21 protein-coding genes are annotated in these 23,573 nt (G+C 27.8%); 17 read left to right on the forward strand and 4 right to left on the reverse strand.

The annotated features are described in order from the left end of the window. Positions 1-4: 4 nt before the first annotated feature. Complete coding sequence (locus tag BX611_RS05880; protein WP_162879979.1) at positions 5-511, forward strand: c-type cytochrome; 507 nt, start codon at positions 5-7, stop codon at positions 509-511. 63 nt (positions 512-574) lie between these two features. Here the strand turns inward: BX611_RS05880 and BX611_RS05885 are convergent, their stop codons facing one another. Further along, on the reverse strand, positions 575-982 hold the full coding sequence (locus BX611_RS05885; protein ID WP_115879157.1) for a NifB/NifX family molybdenum-iron cluster-binding protein: 408 nt from the start codon (positions 980-982) through the stop codon (positions 575-577). Between the two features lie 448 nt (positions 983-1,430). Here BX611_RS05885 and BX611_RS05890 point away from each other — a divergent pair, with 448 nt between their 5' ends. The 3 genes from BX611_RS05890 (at position 1,431) to BX611_RS05900 (ending at position 3,867) form a co-directional block, all read left to right on the forward strand. Then, positions 1,431-1,877 (forward strand): MarR family winged helix-turn-helix transcriptional regulator, encoded by a 447-nt coding sequence (locus BX611_RS05890; RefSeq protein WP_240324917.1) that lies wholly within the window; start codon positions 1,431-1,433, stop codon positions 1,875-1,877. 558 nt (positions 1,878-2,435) lie between these two features. Continuing rightward, entirely contained in the window at positions 2,436-2,930 is a 495-nt protein-coding gene (locus BX611_RS05895; RefSeq protein WP_115879159.1) for a CAP domain-containing protein, read from the forward strand. Between the two features lie 535 nt (positions 2,931-3,465). Next, complete coding sequence (locus BX611_RS05900) at positions 3,466-3,867, forward strand: acyl-CoA thioesterase (RefSeq protein ID WP_115879161.1); 402 nt, start codon at positions 3,466-3,468, stop codon at positions 3,865-3,867. Here the strand turns inward: BX611_RS05900 and BX611_RS05905 are convergent. After that, positions 3,864-5,096 carry a glycosyltransferase family 4 protein gene (locus tag BX611_RS05905; protein ID WP_115879163.1) on the reverse strand — a complete coding sequence of 411 codons (1,233 nt, stop codon included), beginning with the start codon at positions 5,094-5,096 and terminating at the stop codon, positions 3,864-3,866. The genes BX611_RS05900 and BX611_RS05905 overlap by 4 nt on opposite strands. A gap of 95 nt (positions 5,097-5,191) precedes the next feature. Then, positions 5,192-5,623 (reverse strand): hypothetical protein, encoded by a 432-nt coding sequence (locus BX611_RS05910; protein ID WP_115879165.1) that lies wholly within the window; start codon positions 5,621-5,623, stop codon positions 5,192-5,194. 363 nt (positions 5,624-5,986) lie between these two features. Between BX611_RS05910 and BX611_RS05915 the strand changes: the two genes are divergently transcribed. The 13 genes from BX611_RS05915 to BX611_RS05975 all read left to right on the forward strand — a co-directional run bounded on the left by BX611_RS05915 (position 5,987) and on the right by BX611_RS05975 (position 21,894). Beyond that, the gene (locus tag BX611_RS05915; RefSeq protein ID WP_115879167.1) at positions 5,987-7,966 is read left to right on the forward strand and encodes a tetratricopeptide repeat protein; all 1,980 of its coding nucleotides are present in this window, start codon (positions 5,987-5,989) and stop codon (positions 7,964-7,966) included. A gap of 33 nt (positions 7,967-7,999) precedes the next feature. Next, the gene (locus BX611_RS05920) at positions 8,000-8,566 is read left to right on the forward strand and encodes a hypothetical protein (protein WP_115879169.1); all 567 of its coding nucleotides are present in this window, start codon (positions 8,000-8,002) and stop codon (positions 8,564-8,566) included. 3 nt (positions 8,567-8,569) lie between these two features. Next, positions 8,570-10,813, forward strand: a complete 2,244-nt coding sequence (locus tag BX611_RS05925) for a caspase family protein (protein ID WP_115879171.1) — start codon at positions 8,570-8,572, stop codon at positions 10,811-10,813. A 19-nt stretch (positions 10,814-10,832) separates the two neighbouring features. Next, on the forward strand, positions 10,833-11,057 hold the full coding sequence (locus BX611_RS05930; protein ID WP_115879173.1) for a hypothetical protein: 225 nt from the start codon (positions 10,833-10,835) through the stop codon (positions 11,055-11,057). A gap of 51 nt (positions 11,058-11,108) precedes the next feature. Further along, positions 11,109-12,302, forward strand: coding sequence for a toll/interleukin-1 receptor domain-containing protein (locus BX611_RS05935; RefSeq protein ID WP_115879175.1), 1,194 nt, complete (start codon positions 11,109-11,111; stop codon positions 12,300-12,302). A 242-nt stretch (positions 12,303-12,544) separates the two neighbouring features. Next, complete coding sequence (locus tag BX611_RS05940; RefSeq protein WP_115879177.1) at positions 12,545-12,985, forward strand: cold-shock protein; 441 nt, start codon at positions 12,545-12,547, stop codon at positions 12,983-12,985. A gap of 118 nt (positions 12,986-13,103) precedes the next feature. Beyond that, positions 13,104-14,222: a DEAD/DEAH box helicase gene (locus tag BX611_RS05945; protein WP_115879179.1), complete on the forward strand. Its 1,119-nt coding sequence runs from the start codon at positions 13,104-13,106 to the stop codon at positions 14,220-14,222. Positions 14,223-14,327: 105 nt separating this feature from the next. Beyond that, positions 14,328-15,530: an Nramp family divalent metal transporter gene (locus BX611_RS05950; RefSeq protein ID WP_115879181.1), complete on the forward strand. Its 1,203-nt coding sequence runs from the start codon at positions 14,328-14,330 to the stop codon at positions 15,528-15,530. A 130-nt stretch (positions 15,531-15,660) separates the two neighbouring features. Next, positions 15,661-16,440 (forward strand): outer membrane lipoprotein-sorting protein, encoded by a 780-nt coding sequence (locus tag BX611_RS05955; protein WP_115879183.1) that lies wholly within the window; start codon positions 15,661-15,663, stop codon positions 16,438-16,440. A gap of 67 nt (positions 16,441-16,507) precedes the next feature. Continuing rightward, positions 16,508-19,531 carry a VPS10 domain-containing protein gene (locus tag BX611_RS05960; protein WP_115879185.1) on the forward strand — a complete coding sequence of 1,008 codons (3,024 nt, stop codon included), beginning with the start codon at positions 16,508-16,510 and terminating at the stop codon, positions 19,529-19,531. Between the two features lie 56 nt (positions 19,532-19,587). Continuing rightward, complete coding sequence (gene pxpA, locus BX611_RS05965; RefSeq protein WP_115879187.1) at positions 19,588-20,304, forward strand: 5-oxoprolinase subunit PxpA; 717 nt, start codon at positions 19,588-19,590, stop codon at positions 20,302-20,304. Beyond that, positions 20,301-21,047 (forward strand): 5-oxoprolinase subunit PxpB, encoded by a 747-nt coding sequence (gene pxpB / locus BX611_RS05970; protein ID WP_115879189.1) that lies wholly within the window; start codon positions 20,301-20,303, stop codon positions 21,045-21,047. Before pxpA ends, pxpB begins: the two co-directional genes overlap by 4 nt. Further along, entirely contained in the window at positions 21,040-21,894 is an 855-nt protein-coding gene (locus BX611_RS05975; protein WP_115879191.1) for a 5-oxoprolinase subunit C family protein, read from the forward strand. The genes pxpB and BX611_RS05975 overlap by 8 nt, the downstream gene beginning before the upstream one ends. Here BX611_RS05975 and BX611_RS05980 read toward each other — a convergent pair. Continuing rightward, positions 21,886-23,535 (reverse strand): glycoside hydrolase family 5 protein, encoded by a 1,650-nt coding sequence (locus BX611_RS05980; RefSeq protein WP_115879193.1) that lies wholly within the window; start codon positions 23,533-23,535, stop codon positions 21,886-21,888. The genes BX611_RS05975 and BX611_RS05980 overlap by 9 nt on opposite strands. Positions 23,536-23,573: the final 38 nt, after the last annotated feature.

Genomic DNA, 23,573 nt, shown 5'->3' on the forward strand with positions numbered 1-23,573 from the left:
AAAAATGAAAGCATTAAAAATATTACTAGTTATTACTTTAATAACGCTAACTGCTTGTTCTAATTCTAATAGCAAACAAAATAAAAATATTTTAGCAGATGTGAAGGAAATATCGAAAGATAACGATGGACTTAAATTACTTCAACAAAATTGTTATGCCTGCCATTCAGTAACTTCAAAATCTCATGATGAAATTATTGCACCGCCAATGGTTGCAGTTAAAAGAAGATATAAAATGACTTATATGTCTGAGAATGAGTTTGTAAAAGCTTTAACCGATTGGGTGCTAGATCCAAAAGAGGAAAATGCGCTAATGTTTGGAGCTGTTCAAAATTTTAAAGTTATGCCAAAGCAACCTTTTAATAAGGAAGAAGTAGTTAAAATAGCTACTTATATTTTTAATAATGAATTAGAAAAACCTAGTTGGTTTGAAAGCCATTTTAATGATGAACACCCTAATGGAATGGGAAAAGGTAACGGAAAGGGTAGGGGAATGTTTAAAAATAATTGATATATATCTTGAATAAAAAAAGGATTTAATTTAAATCCTTTTTTTATTTTAAATTTATTAGAACTAATTATAATGGAAATGTTTTTCACCACAATTACAATTACATCCTGATCTTTTATGTGAAACTGGAGAAAGAGCTTCAAGTGTTCCGTTAATTAATTTGTTAATAGCTATATCTGGGTCACTTTCTTCAATTTTATAACAAATAACACCATATCTGGCTAATTTATCAATTGCACCGTTTCCAATTCCTTTTGTTAAAATGATATCAACTTCAAGTAAAATATTATTTTTTAAATTATTTTCGTCGTGAAAAAATGAGTGTAGTGTTTCTTCTTTAGTTAGTTCTAATAACTTTTTGCTTTCAATTACAGCATCTTTTATAGTGTAAATTAAATAATTCCTACATTTTCCTGCATGTTCAAAAATTGTTTTTTTATTTTGAAAAGTAACTGCTACAATAGTTTTCATAATAATTGGAATTTTTAGATTCAATCAAATTTAAGGTTAAATACAATACATTATTGCTACTTTGGTTACCTATTTAAATTGTAAATATTGCATAAAATAAGTTCTAATTTTTAACAATTTATATGAGTTATTAACAATTTTTAGATTAAATATATAATTTATTTGATATTTTTTATTCTCGCTTAAACTTTTGTCAAAAATTTATGTAAAATTCTTAATCATCAAATGAAAATAATGTAAAGTATTGAAAAACAAGGTTATAACATAAATATAAAATTACGTGATGATATGTGTTTACATATAATATCAAGTTAATTTTTAGTGTAATTTAAATTTATTTAGTACTAATAATCAAAGTTTTTAACAAAAATGTTTGTTTAATTTAATAATTGTATATACATTTGTTGTCTATACAATAGTAGTATAGATAATTGTTGTCCCCCCGAAGTTGAATAAAGATGATAAAAAGGAAGAATTAAACTTACCTGATTATACAATTGCAAACATTTTGCAAACAGGTAACTGGATGAATGAAACATTTTCAGATCATTTAAAACAATTTGCCTTATCAATTCAACAATTTCAAGTTTTACGTTCTTTAAAAAAGTTGAATAATGAACCAGCTGACCTTCAAACTTTACAGGCGGAAATGGTAAGTAAAAATAGTAATACAACTAGATTGGTTGAAAAATTACGATTAAAAGGCTTAATTACCAGGTTTCAAAATGAAGAAAATAGAAGGAAGGTTGAAATTAGAATTACTGAGCAAGGATTAGAATTGTTAAATGAAATTGAAGTAATCCAAAAAGATTTTGAAAATGAAGTTGTAAGTAATTTGTCGGAAAAAGAAATTTTAACTTTAAATAAATTGTTAATTAAAATTAGGAATAAATAATAAGTACCCCAGAACATGATTATTTATTAAAAACATTTATCACCCCATAAATGTTTTTATTGAATAGTTTTAAAAAAAAGAATATGAAATAATAAATCAACCCATAGAGGTAGTCTCACTGTAGTCACATACTTCATAAAGCAATCCGAAAATGCTTTAAATAAGTTAGATGGTTAGTAAGAACTTTGATTCTACCTCTTCTTTTAAAAAATTAACGTATAGGAATAATAAATTAACCCCAAACTAGTCAAAACCCCGAAAACATGTATTCTAAATTAATATTTTTAATTAGTTCCACATCTACTGTACCCAACTGTAGTTTTCTTGAAAAAGTTTACAGTATTAAACTTGAATTTAAGACCCATTTAGCTAAAATATTTTTTCAATTATCTAAAGCTTTTTTTGATAATAAAAGAATTTTATTGAGCACATCCTAAAGCAGTCGCAATAAATTTATCTCCACATCAAATGTTCCCACAACGGTAGATGATACGATAAATTTGCGACTGTCTTTTAACAATAATTAAATTAACCCTTAGTAGAAAAAACCCCTCTATTATGAAAACAACAATTCATAAACTATCATTGCTTATTATTACAATTCTTCTTTTAAGTGCATGTTCACAAGAAGATGATGGAATTTATTTTGAACCAATTACCGAATCAAAAATATCCTATACATCAATTGAAACTGAAATTTTAATTCTTGTAAATGACTACAGATTGGAAAATGGACTAAATGCATTAGAAAAACTAAATATTATATCAACGGTAGCCGAAACCCATACACATTACATGGTTGAGGTAGGAAAAGTTAACCACGATAATTTTCCTGATAGGCATGAGAAGTTAGTTAAAAATGCAGATGCAAAATCAGTTGGTGAAAATGTTGCATACGGATATAGTTCTGCGGAGAGTGTTGTAAATGCATGGATACAAAGTGAAGGACATAGAGAAATAATTGAAGATCCTGAATACACTCATTTTGGAATTTCAACTGAAACAGATGAAAATGGTAGAAATTATTTCACCCATATTTTTATTAACAAATAAGTATTTAAATTATGTTAGTTTTAGAAAAATCAAAGGTTAAAATAGTAAAATCAGCAACCAAAAAAATATATATTAACACTTTAATACCAAACTTTAATTATAGAAGTAAAAGCGGAAGCTTGATATATACAAATAATTGTTGTGTAAACTTATAAATTGTGGATTTTGTCGTCCCTATAAAAAAACAGTTGTAGAATTTGCATGTGTCGTCCCCACAACGGTAGTATCGTAAGATATTTAAATTTACAACTGTTTTTATAAATGTTTTAAAATCAAATTCAAAACAGTCGCAAAAAACCTGAAAAAACTGTCGTCCCCACGAAAATTTTTTATGAACAAGTAATTACGACTGTAAATTTTTAACCATATTTAAGTAAATAATGTTAAAATATTTGAATATTCTTGAACTTTTTTAGGTAATGTAAATGTAGAATTTATCGTTAATAATTCCAATAATATTTTATTTTTATTTTAAATCAGTGTTTTTAGCTTAGTAATCTACGTTATATTTGTTATCAATTATAACTAAAAATAAGTGGAAAATCATTTTAATTTTTCTTTTACGGTAGATAAAACTTCAATAGACAATTTAAATCATGTTAATAATGTTACTTATTTAAATTGGGCACAAACTGTTGCTGAAAAACATTGGAAAAAGATTAGTACTTCTTCAATTAACAATAAATATGTTTGGGTTGTAATTAGACATGAAGTAGACTATTTCTCATCAGCTTATTTAAATGATGAAATTGTGTTAAAAACTTGGATAGGAGAATCTTATGGAGTTAAATCAGATAGGTTTGTGGATATTTTGAAAGATGATAAGGTTATATGTTCGGTGAAAACTATTTGGTGTTTGTTAGATAAAAACTCTATGAAACCTGTTAGGATTCCTGAAGAAATTATGAATGTTCTAAATTCAAATAAAATAGGCTAATTTTTGTTCTTTTCTTCAATCCATTTAGACATATATTTTGTGCTTTTTAATGTGTGATGCAATAACATAGATCCAATAAAATTTTGTTTTCTATGCAATTCTAGTGTAGCTTGTATTTTTTCAATTTCACCAATTAATGTGCAGTAAAATTTTGTTTTTGAATAAATTTCATCAATTATTTTAAAGCCATTTGTTTGAAACTCTTCCCAAATACCTTTATTCAAATACAATTCAACTGATTTTAATGAAAACGCTTTCGGATTATCACAAATAAAACCATTCCAAGGTAATTTATCATGCATAGCTTCGGCTCCAATAGTTGTTGTAACGCTTGGTGTACCAAATTCCATAGCATTAATCAATTTTCCTTTTAAACCTGCACCAAATTGAATGGGAGCTAAACAAATTTTAGCGTTTTTAAATACATCTTCAATATTTTCTACCCAACCTTTAACTATAAAACCTTCTTTTATGTTGTTTAATTGAAATACTTTTTCAGTACAATATGCCCCATAAATATGTAATTCAGAATTTGGTAATTTTTCTCTGATTTTTGGCCAAATCTCTTTTTTTAAATATACTACAGCATTCCAGTTTGGTTCATGCTTAAAATTACCGACTGAAATAAAATTTGATCTTTCTTCAAAAGTTGGAAATGCATTAATTGTATTGAAATTACTTTTATCTAATAAAAATGGAATATAAAATAATAATGATTTATCAATTTTAAATGTATTTCGTAGCAATTCAAATTCATATTTTGATATAATTAACGATAAATCACATCTATAAATACTTGCAATTTCACGTTTGGCAATTTCATTAAATAACAAATTTTCAGTAAGTTTTTCATTATTTTTAATTGCGGTTTGCCTTGCATTTCTTAAGAAATGTAAATCTTCAGTATCTAAAATTCGAATGGCTTTTGGGCATATTTCTGAAACTCTCCATCCAAATTGCTCCTCAGTTATAAACCTATCAAATAATACAATTGATGGGTTCATTATTTTCAAAAGTTCGTCAAAACTAGCATCGTTTAGTTTAATTTCTTTCGTTTCAATATTGTATTCTTTTAAATCAATTGATTTTTCTGTTTTTGAAGCCGAACTTATAAAAGTAATAGTGTAATTATTTTTTTGAAACAAATCTATAAGTTGCATCATTCTAGTTCCTGCTGCTGTAGCGTTCGGTTCTGGAAAAATAAAACCAATGATTAAAAGATTTTTCATATAACTTCAAAAGTATAAAAGTTCTTTTATCAAATTGATAAAAATGAGCAAAAAAAAACCTGAAGTAAATTCAGGTTTTTTTTCAGTTTATTAAATTAGTTTAGTAACCCTTTTTTTTCAGAATCTTTAGAATACCAAACTAAGAAAACTGCTATTATTATCACAACAATAGGCATTGCCATTTTTGAAGCGTTTAGTTCCATAAATTCTTGAATAAAGAAATTATAAATAAATTGAATTATTACTGTTATAAATGATAATATAAAGAGTGAAGTTGCAAATTTCTTTTTCATTAAAAGTAAAATACACCCAAGTAAACCTGAAAAAACAGCTATTGCAAAAGCTGCAGTTACCCAGGCAGGAACCCCATTGTAATATGCTTGTTCGGCTTCAGGCAATAATGCGATAGCTTCATCTGTAATATATGCCTGATCGAGATAGGCAACAACTCCCATAATGTTCCATAATAATGCAATAACCCCAATTACCCAAAATAAGGTTGTTGGTTTGTTTGATGAATTTGTCATAATTAAAGATTTTATTATTTATAAAATTAGCATCTAAAAAATTACTATTGATTAAATAAATATATATATCATCAATTTATAAAATATAAAAAGATGAAAATATAATTTATATTTTGATACAATAAAATGGGTAAACCAAAAATTTACTTAGGTTTAATAATTACACCTGGTTTTGGCTTAATAATTACGCCTGGTTTTGGTTTAATAATTACGCCTGGTTTTGAAGCTACTGAGTTTTTTTCTTGTTTAGACATGTCTTGATTTTTTAATTAATATTTTTACTATATTAGTCAAAATATTCAACTAATCCAAATATTTATTGTCTGAAATTATTAGCTTTCAGTCGGTTAACTCCTATACTAAATGAATTTAAAACAGTTTTTTAAAGAATGTAATCAAAAAGAAGTTTTCAAGAAACTTTCCATTTATATTGTATCTAGTTGGATCTTAATTCAAGTACTTGCAATAACTTGGGAGCCTTTAGGGCTTCCAAAAAAATCAGTTACTATTCTTTTAATTATTTTACTAATAGGTTTTCCAATAAATGTTTATTTGGTTTGGAAATATCATTTGTTACCTTTAGAATTAAAAGAAAAAAAGTTTGATGAAAATGGAACTGAAATTACCAAAAAGAAAGGTTCATTTAAAAAAATGTATTTCTACGCTTTATCAGTTATTGGATTTTTTTCAATAATTTCTACAATTTTAATTATAGAAAATAATTTTTCCACTCAAGTTAATTTAAGTGCAACAGAAGAAAGTGGTAAAATTGCAGTTTTAAAGTTTGGAAATAATACTGGAGATGAAAAATATGACATAATTAGTAAAATGGCTGCAGATTGGATAATTCATGGAATAACCGAAAATCAGGTAGGGCAAGTAGTTTCTCCTAAAATTGTAGAAAATTATGCTGAAATTTTAAAATCTTCCTTAGTACAAACTCCGGATTTTAATGAAAAAATAATAAAAGATTATTTTAATCCAGGTAAAATAATTATAGGTAATTTTTATTTAAAAGAAGATAAACTGCTTTTTCAAAGTACAATAAAAAATGGGAAATTAAATACAACTTTAATATCATTTAAACTTATTGAATGTGATTCTGATAATCCAATTGAATGTATAGAAAAATTAAAACAAATTATTCTAGGTTATTTAATTACAGAAAATAAACAGCAATTAAATTTGCAGCAATCACCTCCAGAGTTTGAAGCGTACCAGTATGTTTTAGATGCAAAGGCCAATTTTTCAGAGGAGGATATTTACTTAGATTATTTAAATAAAGCTATTGCATTAGATACCAATTATTTTGAGCCAAAGTTACTTAGAGTTGGGCATTTTTATAACAATGGGGAATTTGAAAAAGCAGATTCATTACGAAACTCAATTCCATTAACTTCAAACCGAAATGAAAGACAGCGAAACTTATTAAATCTTTATGAAGCTTTGTTGCTTGGAAATAACACAAAAATTTATAATTTAATTTTAAAGGAGTACAATCTTGCACCTTTTGATATTGAATCAAATTCAAGTACTATGACTATTGCTTTGCAATATGTAAACAAGCCAGAAGATATAGAAGGAATTTATAAGGAGATTTCAATGAAAGAAATGGATATTGAAAATTGTATGTCTTGTAAATACAGAATATATATTAAAGGATTGGCAGGCATTGAACTAAAAAAGTATAAAGAAGTAATTAAGTTTTTAGAAGAATTTGCTAGTACTTTTGATGATTTAAATATTAAAAGAACATTAGCAACAGCCTATGTTAGAGCGGGTAAGGATAATGAAATGCAAAATTTATTAACTAAAATTGAATTAATATCTTCAACTAAAGATTGGGAGGATATTAGTTTATTTATTGGAAAGGAATATTTGCTTCTCAGTGATAAAATAAAATCCAATACTATTTTTGATAAGTTAATTAGTTCATATGATACAAAAGAGAAAGATAAAAATTACGCCTATGCTTTGTATTACAAAGGGGAATTTAAAAAGGCAATTCCAGTATTAGAAAATCTAAATTCAAAAAATAAAAGTGATAAAGAAACTCTCACAAAATTAGCAATAGCTTATTATAAAAATAGTGAATTTACTAAGGCTCAAGATGCTATTAATAAATTAAATATTCAATTTAAAAAATATCAATTTGGAGAGATTGATTATTATTTGGCTCAATATTATGCAGCTATTGAAGATAAGAATAATTCTTTAGAACACTTGTTAAAATCTGTTGCCCAAGGTTATAATTATACCCCTAATACATTTCAAAACGACGTTCATTTTTTAAAATATAAAGATTTAGAAGAATTTAAAAAAATTCTAAAATTCTGGCAATAGACTAAATTACATACTAACTAAATTAACTTAATTATGATTATTCAGGAAGGGGGTAATAAAACAAATGAATTATGGTTTACGTTTGAGCATATTAACCAATTAATTGAACATATAATTTGGCCTTTAACGGTTTTAATTATTCTTTTGATGTACAGAAAACATGTATCTGGAGTTATCAAAAGATTGGGGTCATTTGAGGCTGGAGCTACAGGTATATCAATGACGTTTGATCATAAACTGGAAGAAACATTTACTAATTTTTTACCTGCAGAATCAAGTGATATAAAATCGAAGTCTGGTGTTAAAATTAAATCAAATGATAAAATACCTAATACTCCATACCACGAATTATTAAATATAAGAGAAGGACTCCACAATTTAATAATTAATAAAGCACAGGAATTTAATATTTCAACTGTAGACAAATCAAGTATAGAACTTTGTGAAATATTAAAAGAACAAGAAAATATTTCAATAAAAAATGCAAACTATTTTAAGGCATTAATTGATTTGACAAATTCAGGTGATACTTCCATTAATCAATTGCAAGTGAGTAAGTTAAAAGAATTATACAATAATCTTAAACTTCAAATATTATAAATTATGAGTGAATTAACAAATGCTTATGCACTAATAATTGGTGTTGGAGATGAAGAATTGGACACTGTAAATGATGCTATTGATATTAATGAAATTCTTATAGATGAACAATTTGCAGGGTATTCTAAAGAAAATGTAATACTTGTTACTGGTGAAAATGCCACCAGAAAAGGCATTTTAGATGCGTTTAAATTACTTCAAGATAAAACAGATGAAAACTCTTCAGTTTTTTTATATTATTCTGGACATGGTGGCTTCCAAGCTGGAGAATTTTTTATTCAGCCTTATGGTATGACTAATGAAATGACCGAAGAGGAGTTTAAAAGTGCTTGGGTAAGTGCACAAGATTTAAAAGATAATATAAGTGTTTTGAGTTCTAAAAGATTAATTTTCTTTTTAGATTGCTGTCAGGCTGAAGGTATGACCAAAGGTGGAATTAGTTTAAATCAAAAGGAAAATACTACAGATTTAAGCAGTCATGCAATTGCAAAATCAGCTGTTAATAAGTTTAGTAAAGCTAATGGTTTAGCGCAAAAGATTGATAATGAAAGAGGGATGTCTATTATTTCGTCTTGTAGGGAGGATCAGCAATCATTTCAAATTGGTGGACCAAATAGTTTGTTCACTGAATGTTTGCTAGAAGTTTTAAAGGGAAAGCATAAAAATAGTTTTGAGGATCCGTATATTACAATTTATGAAGTAACTCGTTATCTGCAAAAAGAGGTGCCTAAAAGAGCAAAAGTTCATAATTTGGAGCAAAACCCATATGCTAATTTACAAATGTATGATGATTTTACAATTTGTTATGTTCCTCAAAAAATTAGAGAAGAACTTGCTTTAAATGAATCTAACCAAGATTCAGTTACGTTAGGAAAAGGACAAAAAGAAGTTGTAACTGTATATAGAGAAACTGAAGAAGCAACAAATTTATTGTTGTTTGTACATGGTTTTTCTGGTGAAGCTACTGATACTTTTGGAATAATTCCATCATTACTTTCAGAAGAACCTAAAATGGATGGATGGGATATAAAACCTTTAGGTTATACTCAAAATGTAAATCCTGAATTAGGAAAAGATATTTCGGCAGGATTGAATGATATTATTAAAATCGCTGATTATTTAACCACATCCATCAAATATAAGTTTGATAAATATGATAGAATTGCAATAGTAGCTCATAGTTTGGGTGGCTTAGTAGCCCAAAAAAGTATCATTGATTTACAAGATGAATTTAGAAATAAAATTTCTCACCTAATTCTTTTAGGGTCTCCTAATAATGGTTTTAATACGTCATTCTTAAACGAAGTCAGTAATCAAAAATTTGCCGATTTAAGTAGTGATGGCAACTTTATAACCAATTTAAGGCGAGATTGGCAAAATAAATTTAATAATAATTACCCATTTAAATTAAAAGTCGCTTCAGCTACAGAAGATGAAATAGTAAGCCATATTTCTTGTTTTGAATCTTTTAATGAAGAATATTGCGAAACTGTTCAAGGAAACCACTTATCAATGGTTAAACCAGAAGATAAAAATAACGATTGTTATAATTTAATTTTAAGTACGTTAACAAACACAGAATTTTACAATGAATTTACTAACAACGAGGAAATTAATTTAGCTTTAGGTAAGTACGATGTTATTGTTAAAAAATTATTACCAAAAGTAGATGCATTAGATACTAATGGTTTAAAACAACTTATTTTTAGTTTAGAAGGTTTAGATAGAAAAGATGAAGCTTTGGAAATTTTAAATGAGCACCCCTTGGCAACTAACAATACAGATTTAATGGGATTGTTAGCGGGTAGATTTAAACGATCTTATTTAAAGTCTTTTGATGCAAAACATGCGGAATCTGCATTAAATTATTATAGTAAAGCACTAGAAATTGCAATAAAAGAAGAAAATCAAAATCAAATTTATTACCATGCAATTAATATTGCCTTTTTAAGTATTGTGTTTAAGAATAACGAATCTAATATGATGAAATATGCAAAATTAGCATTAGAAACAGCTTTAAATTGTAGAGACAATTTATGGAAATATGCCACAATTGCTGAAGCCAATATGTATATTGGCGATATGAAAAAAGCTGAAGAATTCTATTCTAAAGCTGCCCAATCAGCAGGAATTAGAGAAAAAATATCAATTCATACAAATGCTTATACAGGATATACTCATTTAATAAGTTCAAATAATCCAAATGATGAATTTATAAAGTTTTTGAAATCAAACTTTTTGTCATAATTAACTAAAAAAATGAATTATGCTAATTATTAAACAACATGAAATACCAAATTTAATTTTTAAAGAAGCAATTAAAAAACCTATTGCAATAAAGTGCATTCAAATAAATGAGCCTTTTGAAGTTGAAACATTAGAAGGGAAAATGATGGGAAAAAAAGGAGATTGGCTTATGGTAGGTGTAAATGATGAGATGTATCCTTGTGATAATAGTATTTTTAAAAAATCATATAATTTGATTAAATAATTTTTAGTATATTCATTTTCAATATTCTACAACTAACTAAAATTTAAACCTATGGCTTCAAACACTATTTTTATAAGCTATTCCAGAAAAGATTCTGAATATATGGCTGAATTTTCAAAAAATTTAAGAAATGCGGGTGCAAATTTGTGGTCAGATAAACAAATTTTACCTGGTGGCCTTTGGGATAATTCTATTGAAACAGCTTTAGAGTCTTGCGATGTAATTATTGTATTAATTTCAAAAGCATCTATAAATTCAAACAATGTTATGGATGAAGTTTCTTTTGCATTGGAAGAAAATAAGAAGGTTATTCCAATATTGTTAGAGGAATGTGATTTACCCTTTAGGTTAAGAAGAATTCAGTTTATAGATTTTACTAAAAATCAGGAAAATGGAATGAATTTATTGAAATCAACTCTAAATTTAAATACTACTCCTGTTTCAAATCTATCTTATAAAGTTGATGAAGTAAAAGAAAAATCAGGCTCTAAAATTGTAGAAAAATCAAGCTCAAACAAAATAGTTGAAGAAATACCAAAAAAAGAAAGTCCACCTCCTAAAACACCTGAAGTAAAATCAAAAATTAAGGTTATTTATTTTATTATACCAATAATATTATTAGTTGGAGCTTATTTTATTTATACAAATTTTATTGACAATAAAAAGCCTATTAATCCAGTTGATCCGCCAATTATTAAAGATACTATAGTTAATAATAAATTAGATGAAACTATTGAAACGGATGATTCTGAATGGGAAATCATAAAAAACAGCAATTTAATTTCAGATTATGAAACTCATTTAAGTACTTATGAAAATTGTATTCATGTTCAAGAAGCAAATAATATTATTAATGACTTAAAAATAATTTTAGAAGAAGATAACAAATACAATACTGCTAATACTTCATTAGAACTATTAAATTATATTATGGAATATGGCAAAAGCGGTACTTATTATAAAGAAGCTTTAAATAACTTAGATAATTATTTTACTTCAAATGGATTTGTGCAATTTTCTGCATCAAATGGAGAATTATATTTTGATATTTTCGAGAAAGAAACTCGTAAAATACCTGAAATAGGAGATTTAATTTTTGCGAAGGGACAAAGAAACCTTCACAAAGGCCCTTTAAATTCTTCTAACTATAGTATTATAACACATACCACAAGTAAAGATGAAGTTTTTAAAGTTAAAGAAGTGAATAGAACTGGTGATGCTTATTGGGTTAAAGTAGCACATTAAAATATTTTATATCAATATATTAAAGTACTTTATTAATAATTAAATTTGAAATCTTATATTTGCAAAAGTTTATAAATCATTTTATTTGATTTTATAACAAAGTCATTGAAATAACTTCAGTAATAATTTGGTAATTCAATTTAACAAATTGTGTTAACTTAAATAAACTATTTAATTTAAATGGCGAAATTTAATTATTTAATAACCAGTAACTTAAACGTAAAATTTAATATAAAAAATTAATGGCAGGATCACAAGAAACATTTGGTAAAAAAGAAAGAGAAAAGAAAAGACTAAAGAAAAAGAAAGATAAACTTCTTAGAAAAGAAGAACGAAAAGCTAGCGGACAAGATAGCATGTTTGTTTATGTTGATGAATTTGGTCAATTAACTGATACACCACCAGATCCAGCCAAAAAAATTAAAGTTGATGCTGAAAGCATAGAAATTGGTATTCCAAAAAAAGAAGACAGAGAAGAAGAAGCTGCTGTTGACAGACAAGGAAAAGTTTCGTTTTTTGATACTTCAAAAGGTTTTGGTTTTATAATTGATACAGTTTCTCAAGAAAAGTTTTTTGTTCATGTTAGTGGATTGCTGGAAGAAATAAAAGAAAATGATAAAGTTACTTTTGAACTTGAGAAAGGTTTAAAAGGTATGAATGCCGTAAGAGTTAAAAAGATATAACTTTAGAAAAATATAAATTTTAAAAAAGCTACTTATCTAGTAGCTTTTTTTATTGCCAAAATTTAACCGATTATACTCATTTAATAAAAGTATATTTGCAAAATTATAATTAATATTTATGTCAACATTTTTAGAGTTAGGTATACAAAAAGAATTTGTAAAAGGATTAAACGAGCTTGGAATTAAAAAACCAACAGAAATACAAAATGCAACGATCCCAATTTTATTGAATTCAAAAATAGATTTTGTTGGGTTGGCTCAAACAGGAACAGGTAAAACTGCAGCTTTTGGTTTGCCTATTCTACAAGCTATAAATACAGATTCTCAATACATTCAGGCTTTAATTTTAGCTCCAACAAGAGAATTAGCGCAACAAATAAAAAAACAACTTTTTAAATACACAAAATACGTTGAAAATAAAATTTTTGTTGAAACCGTTTATGGTGGTGAAAAAATTGAACGTCAAATTCAAAATTTAAAAAGAACTACGCATATTGTGGTTGCTACTCCTGGCAGATTAATTGATTTAATTGAAAAAGGAGAAATTAATTTAAGTAAAATATCCACTTTAGTACTTGATGAAGCTGATGAAATGTTGAGTATGGGGTTTAAACAAGATTTAAATAGAATTTTAAAATATACCGGAAAAAATAAAAATACCTGGTTGTTTTCGGCTACAATGCCTGAAGAAATAAAACAAATTATTAAAACGTATATGGCAGCTGATGCTGCAAGAATTGAAGTTAACAAAAATGCGTTAGTTAACGCAAATATTACACATCATTTTATAAAAACTTCAATTAAAGAGAAACCAGATTTATTAATTAGAATTTTAGAGCGAAGATCTAATGATAGGGGAATAATTTTTTGTAGAACAAAAGCAGGTACTCAGAATTTAACAACATTGTTAAAAGAAGAAGGTTTTTCAGTTGATGCTTTAGAAGGAGATATGCAACAAAAAGAGCGAGAAAAAGTAATGCGTGCTTTTAAAAATGGTTGTCTTCAGGTATTAATTTCTACCGATGTTTCTGCACGTGGTATTGATGTTAATAATTTAGGGTTTGTAATTCATCATCAATTACCTGAGCAATTAGAATATTACACACACAGAAGTGGAAGAACTGCACGTGCCGGTAAAGCTGGCTTTTCAATTGCACTTATTTTGCCTAATGAATTAGATAGAATTAAAGAAATTCAAAAAGCTCTTGGAATTAAATTTGTTGAAATTTCAATATAAATTGGTTAAATATTTTTACAAATAATTGAACAACCAAAAGATGTATACTTTTTATTAAAGTATTTTAAGTATTTTTATTAAAAACAAACTACTTAGTTTCAATACATGTTTAAATGGTTTAAAAATATTGGTCCTGGTGCGTTGGTTGCTGCTGCATTTATAGGTCCTGGAACAGTAACATTATGCACTTTAGCCGGTGTTAATTACGGATACTCACTTTTATGGGCAATGACATTGTCAATAATTGCTACCATTGTTTTACAAGGAATGGCAGCACGAGTTGGTATTGTTACTCAAAAAGGATTGGCAACCGTAATTAAAGAGCAAATTTCTTCACCAATATTAAGAAAATTAGCAATCTTATTAATATTGGCAGCAATTGTTATTGGTAACACAGCCTATGAAGCTGGTAATATAAGTGGAGCAGCTTTAGGTATTGAGGCAATATTTGGAAATTCCTCATTCAATTTTTATCCATTTTTAATTGGGCTTATTGCATTTATACTTTTATATGTTGGAAATTATAAGTTTTTAGAACGTAGTTTAATTGCCTTAGTGCTTTTAATGAGCTCTTCTTTTTTAATAACTGCAATAATAACCAAACCTTCATTAAACACGTTATTTAAAGGAATGTTTATACCTTCATTTCCAGAAAATAGTATGTTAACCATTATTGGGTTAATAGGTACAACAGTAGTTCCATATAACTTATTTTTACACGCTTCATTAGTAAAAGAACGATGGAAATCAAAATCTGACTTAAAGTTTGCAAAAAAAGACACACTAATTTCAATTATACTTGGAGGAATAGTTTCAATGGCAATAATTGTTGCAGCATCATCAATAAACAATTCATCAATTACAAATGGTGCTGATCTTGCTCAAGGATTGGCTCCTTTATATGGAGATTTTGCAAAATATTTTTTGGGTATTGGTTTGTTTGCTGCAGGTATTACTTCTGCAATTACAGCTCCTTTGGCTGCTGCTTATGTTGCGAATAGTTGTTTTGATTGGAATGCTGGATTAAAATCTTTAAAATTTAGAATTGTTTGGAGTATCATACTTATTGTAGGTGTATTATTTTCTTCATTAAAAATTAATCCTATTGAAATAATAAAATTTGCCCAAGTTTCAAATGGTATTTTATTGCCAATTATTGCTTTATTTTTACTGTGGGTTGTTAATAAAACTTCGGTATTGGGTGAGTTTAAAAATAAAGTTTCTCAAAATATTATTTCAGTAATTATAATTTTAATAACCATTATTTTAGGTTTTAAAAGTATTTTAAAAGTGTTTGAAATTTTTTAGAGGGGTATTGTTATAATTCGGAAGTTGAAAAAAGTTAAATTATAATGCATATAGTATGTTTTTGCAATAATTAGTTTATTATATGTAACATTTTTGTAATTTAATCGCCCTATAGAAAAATAAAAAAATCATGAAAACATTTAAATTATTATTTATTGCATTTACAATTTGTTTTACATCACAAATAAATGCTCAAACGGCTGATGAAATAATTGACACCTACTTTGAAAATACTGGAGGGGTTGAAAATTGGCAAAAAATTGAAGGAATTAAAATGTCTGCAAAAGTAAATCAAGGTGGAATGGAAATTCCAATTGAAATAACTCAATTAAAAAACGGAAACCAAATGACTGTTATAAACTTTCAAGGAAAAGTTATAAAGCAGGGAGTTTTTAATGGAGAATCTTTATGGAGTACAAATTTTATGACTCAAAAAGCTGAAAAAAGTAGTCAGGAAGCTACTGATAATATGAAATTAGCAATAAACGATTTTCCTGATCCTTTTCTAAATTATAAGGATAATGGATATACAGTTGAATTGTTAGGTAATGAAACTATTGATGGAACTGAAACATTTAAAATTAAATTGGTGAAAAAACCAGTTACAATTGATGGTAAGCAAGAGGAAAATGTGTCGTACTATTTTTTCGATACAGAAAACTTTGTACCAATTGCTGTTCATAGTGAAATAAAATCGGGTCAATTTAAGGGACAGATGAGTGAATCAAAATTTAGTGATTACCAAGAGGTTGGTGATATTTATTTCCCATTTTCGCTAACTCAAGGACTTAAAGATCAACCAGGGCAAGGTATTACAATGGATAAAATTGAGTTAAATCCTACTGTTGATGCTAAGGAATTTGAATTTCCAGAAGAACAACCTGAAACTTCACAAGAAAACAAAAACTAATAATTTTTAAACCCCAGTTAAGTGATTAATTGGGTTTTTTATTTTTACTAACCAAAAATATTTCAAAATGAAAAAAGTAATTTTTTTATTGGCATTAGGTATTGGTTTACTTCCTTTATTTTCAAATGCACAAGCAACGGATATTATTAGTGCCAAAGATTTATTTGGTGATTTAACAGCACGTCATATTGGGCCAGCACTAATGAGTGGGCGAATTAACGATTTGGAAGTGCATCCAACTAATTCACGAATAATTTATGCCGGTACTGCTGGTGGTGGTGTATGGAAATCAAACGATGCAGGGACAACATTTAATCCAATTTTTGATGATTATTGTCAATCTATTGGTGCCGTAGCTATTGATCCTAGTAATCCAGACAAAATTATATATGTTGGTACAGGAGAAACTTGGACACGTAATAGCGTTTCTGTTGGTGATGGCCTATATAAATCTGTTGATGGAGGTGTAAACTGGGAAAAAATAGGTTTTGAAAATTCAGAACGTATTGCAAATATTTTAATTAATCCAAAAAATGCTAACGAAATTTATGTTGGTGTTTTAGGAGCACTCTGGTCAGATAGTGAAGATAGAGGTGTATATAAATCCACAGATGCAGGAATTACCTGGGAAAAAATACTGTATGAAAATGAAAAAACAGGATGTGCAGATTTGATAATGGATCCTGAGAATCCTGAAATTTTGTATGCTTCAATGTGGGAATTTAGAAGAACAGCTTGGTCTTTTGAATCAGGTGGAGAGCATAGTGCACTCTATAAATCAACAGATGCTGGTAAAACTTGGAACAAAATTCACAATGGTTTTCCAAAAGGAAATTTAGGACGTTTAGGTATTGCTGTTGCAGCTTCTAACCCAAGTATACTTTATACGGTTATTGAAGCTGAAGAGGATGCTAGAAAAGGATTGTATAGAAGTGATGATGCAGGAAATAACTGGACTCAGCTTAATAATGATTTTGGGATAACAGTTAGACCATTTTATTTTTCAAGAATTGTGGTAGATCCTAAAAATCCGGATGTAGTTGTAAAAGGAGGTTTAGACGGTTCAATATCACGAGATGGAGGTAAAACCTTTGTAAGTTTAGGAAGTATGCATAGTGATATTCATGACATAGCTTTTGACATAAATGATTCAGATAGAATGTTTGTAGGTACTGATGGTGGTATTTATAGATCTTGGAATGGAGGTACAACAATGGAAATCGTGGAAAATTTGCCTTTATCTCAATTTTATCAAGTTAGTGTTGATGATGCAGAACCATATAATATTTATGGCGGTTTACAAGATAACGGTTCTTGGTATGGTCCTTCTTCATCAACTGGAGGAATAAATGCAAGAGATTGGAATTCAATTGGTGGAGGGGATGGTTTTAGAGTTTTAAAACATCCTACAAAAAATATTATTTACTCAGAAATGCAAGGAGCAGAAAATGTATGGAGGTATGATGTAGATAATAAACTAGTAAAAACCATTCAACCATTACCTAAAAAAGGGCATGCAAAATTGCGTTTTAACTGGAATGCTCCAATGGCTATAAGTAAACACCAACCTGATAGATTTTATATGGGGAGTCAGTTTGTTCATAAATCTGAAGATATGGGTGAATCTTGGACAATTATTTCGCCAGATTTAACTACCAATGATATAAGTAAACAAGAACAAGAAAATTCTGGTGGTTTATCTATGGATAATTCTGGAGCAGAAAATCACACAACCATTTTTACAATTACAGAATCTCCATTAGATGAAAATATTATTTGGGTTGGTACAGATGATGGAAATGTTCAACTTACAAAAGATGGTGGAAAAAACTGGGAAAATACATTAATTGGAATTGATGGTTTACCAGCTAATACTTGGGTGTATCATATTGAAGCAAGTGTACATGATAAAGCTACTGCATATGCTGTTTTTGAAGGTCATACAACAGGCGACATGAAACCTTATGCCTATAAAACAACAGATTTTGGAAAAACTTGGAAAAATATAATTACAAAAGAAGTTGTAGGTTTTGCCAGAAATATACAAGAGGATTATATAAACCCTGATTTATTGTTTTTAGGAACTGAGTTTGGATTGTATATAACCTTAGATGGAGGAAATAGCTGGACTAAATTTACGAATAATATGCCTTCGGTTGCTGTACATTTTATTGAATTACATGCAAAAACAAATGATTTAATAATGGGAACTCACGGTCGTGGAATTATAATTATTGATGATATTTCTCCACTTCGTGAAATTACGAAAGTTGTATTAGCAAAAAAAGTCCACTTTTTTAATACAAAACCAACTGTAATGGTTGATCAAAGTGGTTTTTCAGGTAATTTTGGGAATGAAACACAATTTGTTGGTAACAACCCAACAAGAGCGGCTCAAATAAAATATTTACTTCCAAAACGTCATACTTTTGGTAAAATGGCACTTGAAATTCAAGATATTGAAGGTAATAAAATTACAACTTTAAGTCCCGGTAAATCTAAAGGAATTAATATTGTTGATTGGTCATACTCAATAAAACAACCAAAAGTAGCCAAAGGAAAAACTTTTAGTTTTGGAGGTTTTACATCGCCAAGAGTTACTGCTGGGAAATATAAAGCTGTGCTTACAAAAGGTAAAGATACTTTTGAGCAAATTTTTGAAGTGATTTATGATGAAAATGCCAATTTAACTTCTAAAGATAGAGAAATTAAGCACAATACAACAATGAAATTGTATAATATGAGTGAAAATCTTGCTTATATGGTTTATGAATTGGATGCTATTTTGGAGTCTAATAAATTAAAGAATAAGAAATTAATTTCCAGTTTAAATGACCTTAAAAAATCTTTAGTTATTACAACAGGAGATAATTATGTAGGTTCCGCAGAGCCTCAGTTAAGAGAAAAATTAGCTGATTTATTCAGCAAACTTGCAAATAGTTATGATAGACCTTCGAGCAATGAATTAGGTAATTTAGCAATTTTAGAAGAGAGATTCGAAAAAGCAAATAAAGATTTTGATAAACTTAAAAAGAAGGTAAAACTACCCGATTTAAATTTAAAATCTTTTGATGATTTTATAAATGAATAATTATTATTAAAAGGCTGTTTAAATATTAGGCAGCCTTTTTTAATAAATATCTTACTATGAAAAAAATAGCCATTAATTGTGATGTTGGAGAAGGTTTAGATAATGAAAATGATTTAATGCCTTTTATACAATCTTGTAATATTGCTTGTGGATCACACGCTGGTAATGAGCAAATTATGGATAAAATTGTTAAGTTAGCAATAAAACACAAAGTTAAAATTGGTGCGCATCCTTCATATCCTGATCCAGCTAATTTTGGAAGAAAATCTATTGAGATAACTTCAGAAAAATTACAAAAATCTATTCAAAATCAAGTAAATACTTTAAACGAAATAATTAAATCTAATAATGGAATTTTAAACCATATAAAACCACACGGAGCGTTGTATAATGATATTGCTAAAAATAATAAGTTGTCATTGACTTTTTTAGAGGGAATTAGTGCATTTAAAGATGAAGTAAAATTGTATGTGCCTTTTAACTCTGTAATCGCTAAAAATGCATTAAAAAATGGATTTAAAATTGAGTATGAAGCTTTTGCTGATAGAAATTACAATATTGATTTAAGTTTGGTTTCAAGAAATAAAAGAAATGCAATTATTCATTCTTCCAAAGAAGTTTTAAAACATATTTCAGAAATATTTAACAATGAGGTTGTTACTACAGTTACAGGAACTAAAGTACCAATAAAAGCAACTACTTTTTGTGTGCATTCTGATAATGAAAATGCTTTAGAAATTGTAGAAGCTATTCATAAATTTTACCATTCATGAATTTAAAATTAAGTTCATATAATCTAGAATTTAAGCAATTTGGTAAAGACGCAATTTTAATTGAATGGCCAAAAGAAATTTCAGAAGAAATTCTTTTAGATATTCGAAATTTTGTTTTTGAAATTGAAAAACAAAAACTTCAATATATAATTGATATAAACTTCGTATATTACTCTTTATTAATTACTTATGATTCAGATGAGGTGGGGTATTTAGATTTTAAAAATGTATTAAATCTATTATATTTTAAAAGAAATTCAATAAGTAATGTAACAAAATTTGTTTGGCATATTCCTGTTTGTTATGATGAAATATTTGGGTTCGATTTGCATTTTTTAGCTTTTGAAAAAAAGTGTACAGTAAAAGATATTGTTACATTACATTGCAGTACTAATTACGTGGTTTATGGAATCGGTTTTTTACCTGGATTTTTATATTTAGGCGGTTTATCAGAAAAATTGCATTACCCAAGAAGAATACAACCAAGGTTAAAAGTTCCGATGGGTTCTATTGGCATTGGAGGCACACAAACCGGTATTTATCCTAAAAATTCACCAGGTGGTTGGCAAATTATTGGTAAAACACCTATCACTATTTTTAACAGTAATAATAAAATTCCTATTGAGATTGAACCTGGAGATGAAATTAGGTTTTTAAATATTTCATTAAATGAGTTTGAGGTAATTGAAAAAAAATGTAAGGCAGGTAATTATGAATTGTATAAAGAGATTTTAAATGATTAAAGTATTAAAATCTGGACTATATACGAGTATTCAAGATACTGGAAGAGTAGGTTTTAGAAACCTTGGGGTACCTTTAAGCGGTGCTATGGACAGTATTTCAGCTGGTTTTGCAAATGCATTATTGAATAACAAGAAAAATGATGCAGTACTGGAAATAACAATGTTAGGCCCAAAGTTAGAATTTTTTAAAACTACTCAAATAGCAATTTCAGGAGCTGAGATTTCTCCCAAAATAAATAATATTTCAATTTTAAATAATAAAGTGTACACTATTAATAGTGGCGATGTACTTTCTTTTGGAAAACTAATAAAAGGTGTACGTGCCTATTTGGCTGTTAAAGGTGGTTTTAAAACCGAAATAGTACTTAAAAGTAGGTCTTTTTATGATGGAATTACTTCAAAAGATATTTTTAAAGAAAATGATTTTATTAACATTGATAAATGGAATCCAAATAAAATAAATACAACTGGAGGACTCCTAAAAAATAAAATACAATTTTTTGAAACCTCAATTATAGAAGTTTACAAAGGTCCTGAGTTAGAATTATTTGATAAAAAGCAGCAGGAATTGTTATTAGTTAGTAATTTTACTATAGGAAATACATCAAATAGAATGGGGTATAGGCTTGAAGAAATTGTTTTGAAGCATTCAAAATCAATGATTACGAGTCCAGTTTTACCGGGAACAGTACAATTAACACCAGAAGGCAAATTAATTGTTTTAATGAAAGATGCTCAAACAACTGGAGGTTATCCAAGAGTTTTTCAGTTAACAGAAAAATCAATAGCAATTTTAGCTCAAAAAGCCACGGGATCAATTTTTAATTTTAAACTAATTTCAATTTAAAAGCTGTGTAAATAAATCTATTAAAGATTGGTTTACATTACTGGGATCTGGAAGCGTTTCTGAACCCTTATAAAGTCCAAACGAATCTTCATGATAGGCGTGATATGTAAAATGAATATTTGCTACTTTTGCAATAGAAACCATATCTTCAACATATTTTAATCCTCCTTTGTTGTTTTCAAAACAAGGAGCTCCAGCTCCAAATTCACCCATGTACAACGGAACATTTTTTGTTTCAGCAAAATCAATATATTTTTGTAGTATAGATTCTAAATATTGTTTATTTCTTCTTAAAACTGGGAAATCAGTTGTCATAAAATCTAATCTAATTTTACAAGCAGCATCATTTGCAACATTTTCACCTTTCATCCATCCATTTACCTGATAAAAATAATTTTTTATTGGAATAAAACTTAATGCGGTATTACTTAAATTACAATCTGCTGATGTGTTTTTTATAAATAAACTTGAGTTATCGTTATGTCCAATATTAGTAGATAAACCATGCTCCCCGGTATTATTTGCACTCCAAAAATACCAATTGTTTTCACTTTCTATGTTTAGATCAACAATTGTTCGTGTGTAAATTCCATTTTCATTGTATTCATTTACTGTTATATCATCAAAATAAACAGTTCCTCCAACTTTTGCTCCAATTATTGCAGGATAAGCCACTTTAATTTTATCATCAATAATTTGATATTTATCAGCTTCAAAATAGCGCCAGTCATTGCTTCCACTATTTAAGGAAGGATTATTAAACGTTGCTGAGTACCAATTGCCATCAACAAATTCTATAGTATTTTCATCAGGATATTTTCCTCCATCACCTAATTGAGTCCAATCAAATAATTGATGTGTATATCTGTGTGGATCGTAGCCATGGAATTCATAAATAATGTTTTCACCAATAACTGTTGGAAAATTAGGAGTATCGTAATTATTTTCATTTTTAACATAAATAGCGCGTTCAATAAATATAAAATGATGTTTATTAACAGTTCTAATTCCATTAATTAATTTTTGTGCTAGTTCAGACCATTGACTTAATGATTTGTTGGGTACAGGTTCATTTACAAGTCCAAAACCGGCAATTTGAACTTCATCTTTGTAATGTTCAGCAATTGCTGTCCAAAGTGCAGCCAATCTATTTTGGTTTTCAGGATTATCCCATAAATCATCGCCAGTACCCTGAGATTGATAACCGCCTTGAGGAGCGTGCATATTTAAAATTAAATAGATATCATTTTTTTTAGCCCATTCAATGTTTTTATCTATCCAATTCCAGCCAGATTGTTTGTAAACATATGGATTTGAGTCATCTTCAAAAATTTTATAATTTAAATAAAACCGAACGGTATTCATTCCCATGGCTTTAACACGTTGGTAATCTAGCTCATTATGATGTGTTTCTGGTGGTAATGGCGAGTTTGCCCAAATCTCATTTCCAAAAGCAACTCCTTGTAAATAAATAGGGTTTTGGTTCGCATCTACTATTTGATTATCATTTAATTGTAATAAAAGATTTGGTGTTTCAGTTACAATTTCCGATTCATTTTCTTGACTAATAGTATCACTATTATTGCAAGAAATAAAAAAGGAAATACTAAAATATAGAAGAAAATTAGTTATGGTTTTCATTGTGAATTTTTCATCAAATTTACATACTTTTAAAATTA

This window comes from Lutibacter oceani (assembly GCF_003384935.1).
In the GTDB taxonomy this organism is placed as follows: Bacteria; Bacteroidota; Bacteroidia; order Flavobacteriales; family Flavobacteriaceae; genus Lutibacter; species Lutibacter oceani.

What these genes read in the sequence shown, in the direction of transcription:
- BX611_RS05880 (WP_162879979.1), top strand. Translation starts at nt 5, where the DNA reads ATGAAAGCATTAAAAATATTACTAGTTATTACTTTAATAACGCTAACT.
- BX611_RS05885 (WP_115879157.1), bottom strand. Translation starts at nt 982, where the DNA reads ATGAAAACTATTGTAGCAGTTACTTTTCAAAATAAAAAAACAATTTTT.
- BX611_RS05895 (WP_115879159.1), top strand. Translation starts at nt 2,436, where the DNA reads ATGAAAACAACAATTCATAAACTATCATTGCTTATTATTACAATTCTT.
- BX611_RS05905 (WP_115879163.1), bottom strand. Translation starts at nt 5,096, where the DNA reads ATGAAAAATCTTTTAATCATTGGTTTTATTTTTCCAGAACCGAACGCT.
- BX611_RS05910 (WP_115879165.1), bottom strand. Translation starts at nt 5,623, where the DNA reads ATGACAAATTCATCAAACAAACCAACAACCTTATTTTGGGTAATTGGG.
- BX611_RS05915 (WP_115879167.1), top strand. Translation starts at nt 5,987, where the DNA reads ATGAATTTAAAACAGTTTTTTAAAGAATGTAATCAAAAAGAAGTTTTC.
- BX611_RS05920 (WP_115879169.1), top strand. Translation starts at nt 8,000, where the DNA reads ATGATTATTCAGGAAGGGGGTAATAAAACAAATGAATTATGGTTTACG.
- BX611_RS05925 (WP_115879171.1), top strand. Translation starts at nt 8,570, where the DNA reads ATGAGTGAATTAACAAATGCTTATGCACTAATAATTGGTGTTGGAGAT.
- BX611_RS05930 (WP_115879173.1), top strand. Translation starts at nt 10,833, where the DNA reads ATGCTAATTATTAAACAACATGAAATACCAAATTTAATTTTTAAAGAA.
- BX611_RS05935 (WP_115879175.1), top strand. Translation starts at nt 11,109, where the DNA reads ATGGCTTCAAACACTATTTTTATAAGCTATTCCAGAAAAGATTCTGAA.
- BX611_RS05940 (WP_115879177.1), top strand. Translation starts at nt 12,545, where the DNA reads ATGGCAGGATCACAAGAAACATTTGGTAAAAAAGAAAGAGAAAAGAAA.
- BX611_RS05945 (WP_115879179.1), top strand. Translation starts at nt 13,104, where the DNA reads ATGTCAACATTTTTAGAGTTAGGTATACAAAAAGAATTTGTAAAAGGA.
- BX611_RS05950 (WP_115879181.1), top strand. Translation starts at nt 14,328, where the DNA reads ATGTTTAAATGGTTTAAAAATATTGGTCCTGGTGCGTTGGTTGCTGCT.
- BX611_RS05955 (WP_115879183.1), top strand. Translation starts at nt 15,661, where the DNA reads ATGAAAACATTTAAATTATTATTTATTGCATTTACAATTTGTTTTACA.
- BX611_RS05960 (WP_115879185.1), top strand. Translation starts at nt 16,508, where the DNA reads ATGAAAAAAGTAATTTTTTTATTGGCATTAGGTATTGGTTTACTTCCT.
- pxpA (WP_115879187.1), top strand. Translation starts at nt 19,588, where the DNA reads ATGAAAAAAATAGCCATTAATTGTGATGTTGGAGAAGGTTTAGATAAT.
- pxpB (WP_115879189.1), top strand. Translation starts at nt 20,301, where the DNA reads ATGAATTTAAAATTAAGTTCATATAATCTAGAATTTAAGCAATTTGGT.
- BX611_RS05975 (WP_115879191.1), top strand. Translation starts at nt 21,040, where the DNA reads ATGATTAAAGTATTAAAATCTGGACTATATACGAGTATTCAAGATACT.
- BX611_RS05980 (WP_115879193.1), bottom strand. Translation starts at nt 23,535, where the DNA reads ATGAAAACCATAACTAATTTTCTTCTATATTTTAGTATTTCCTTTTTT.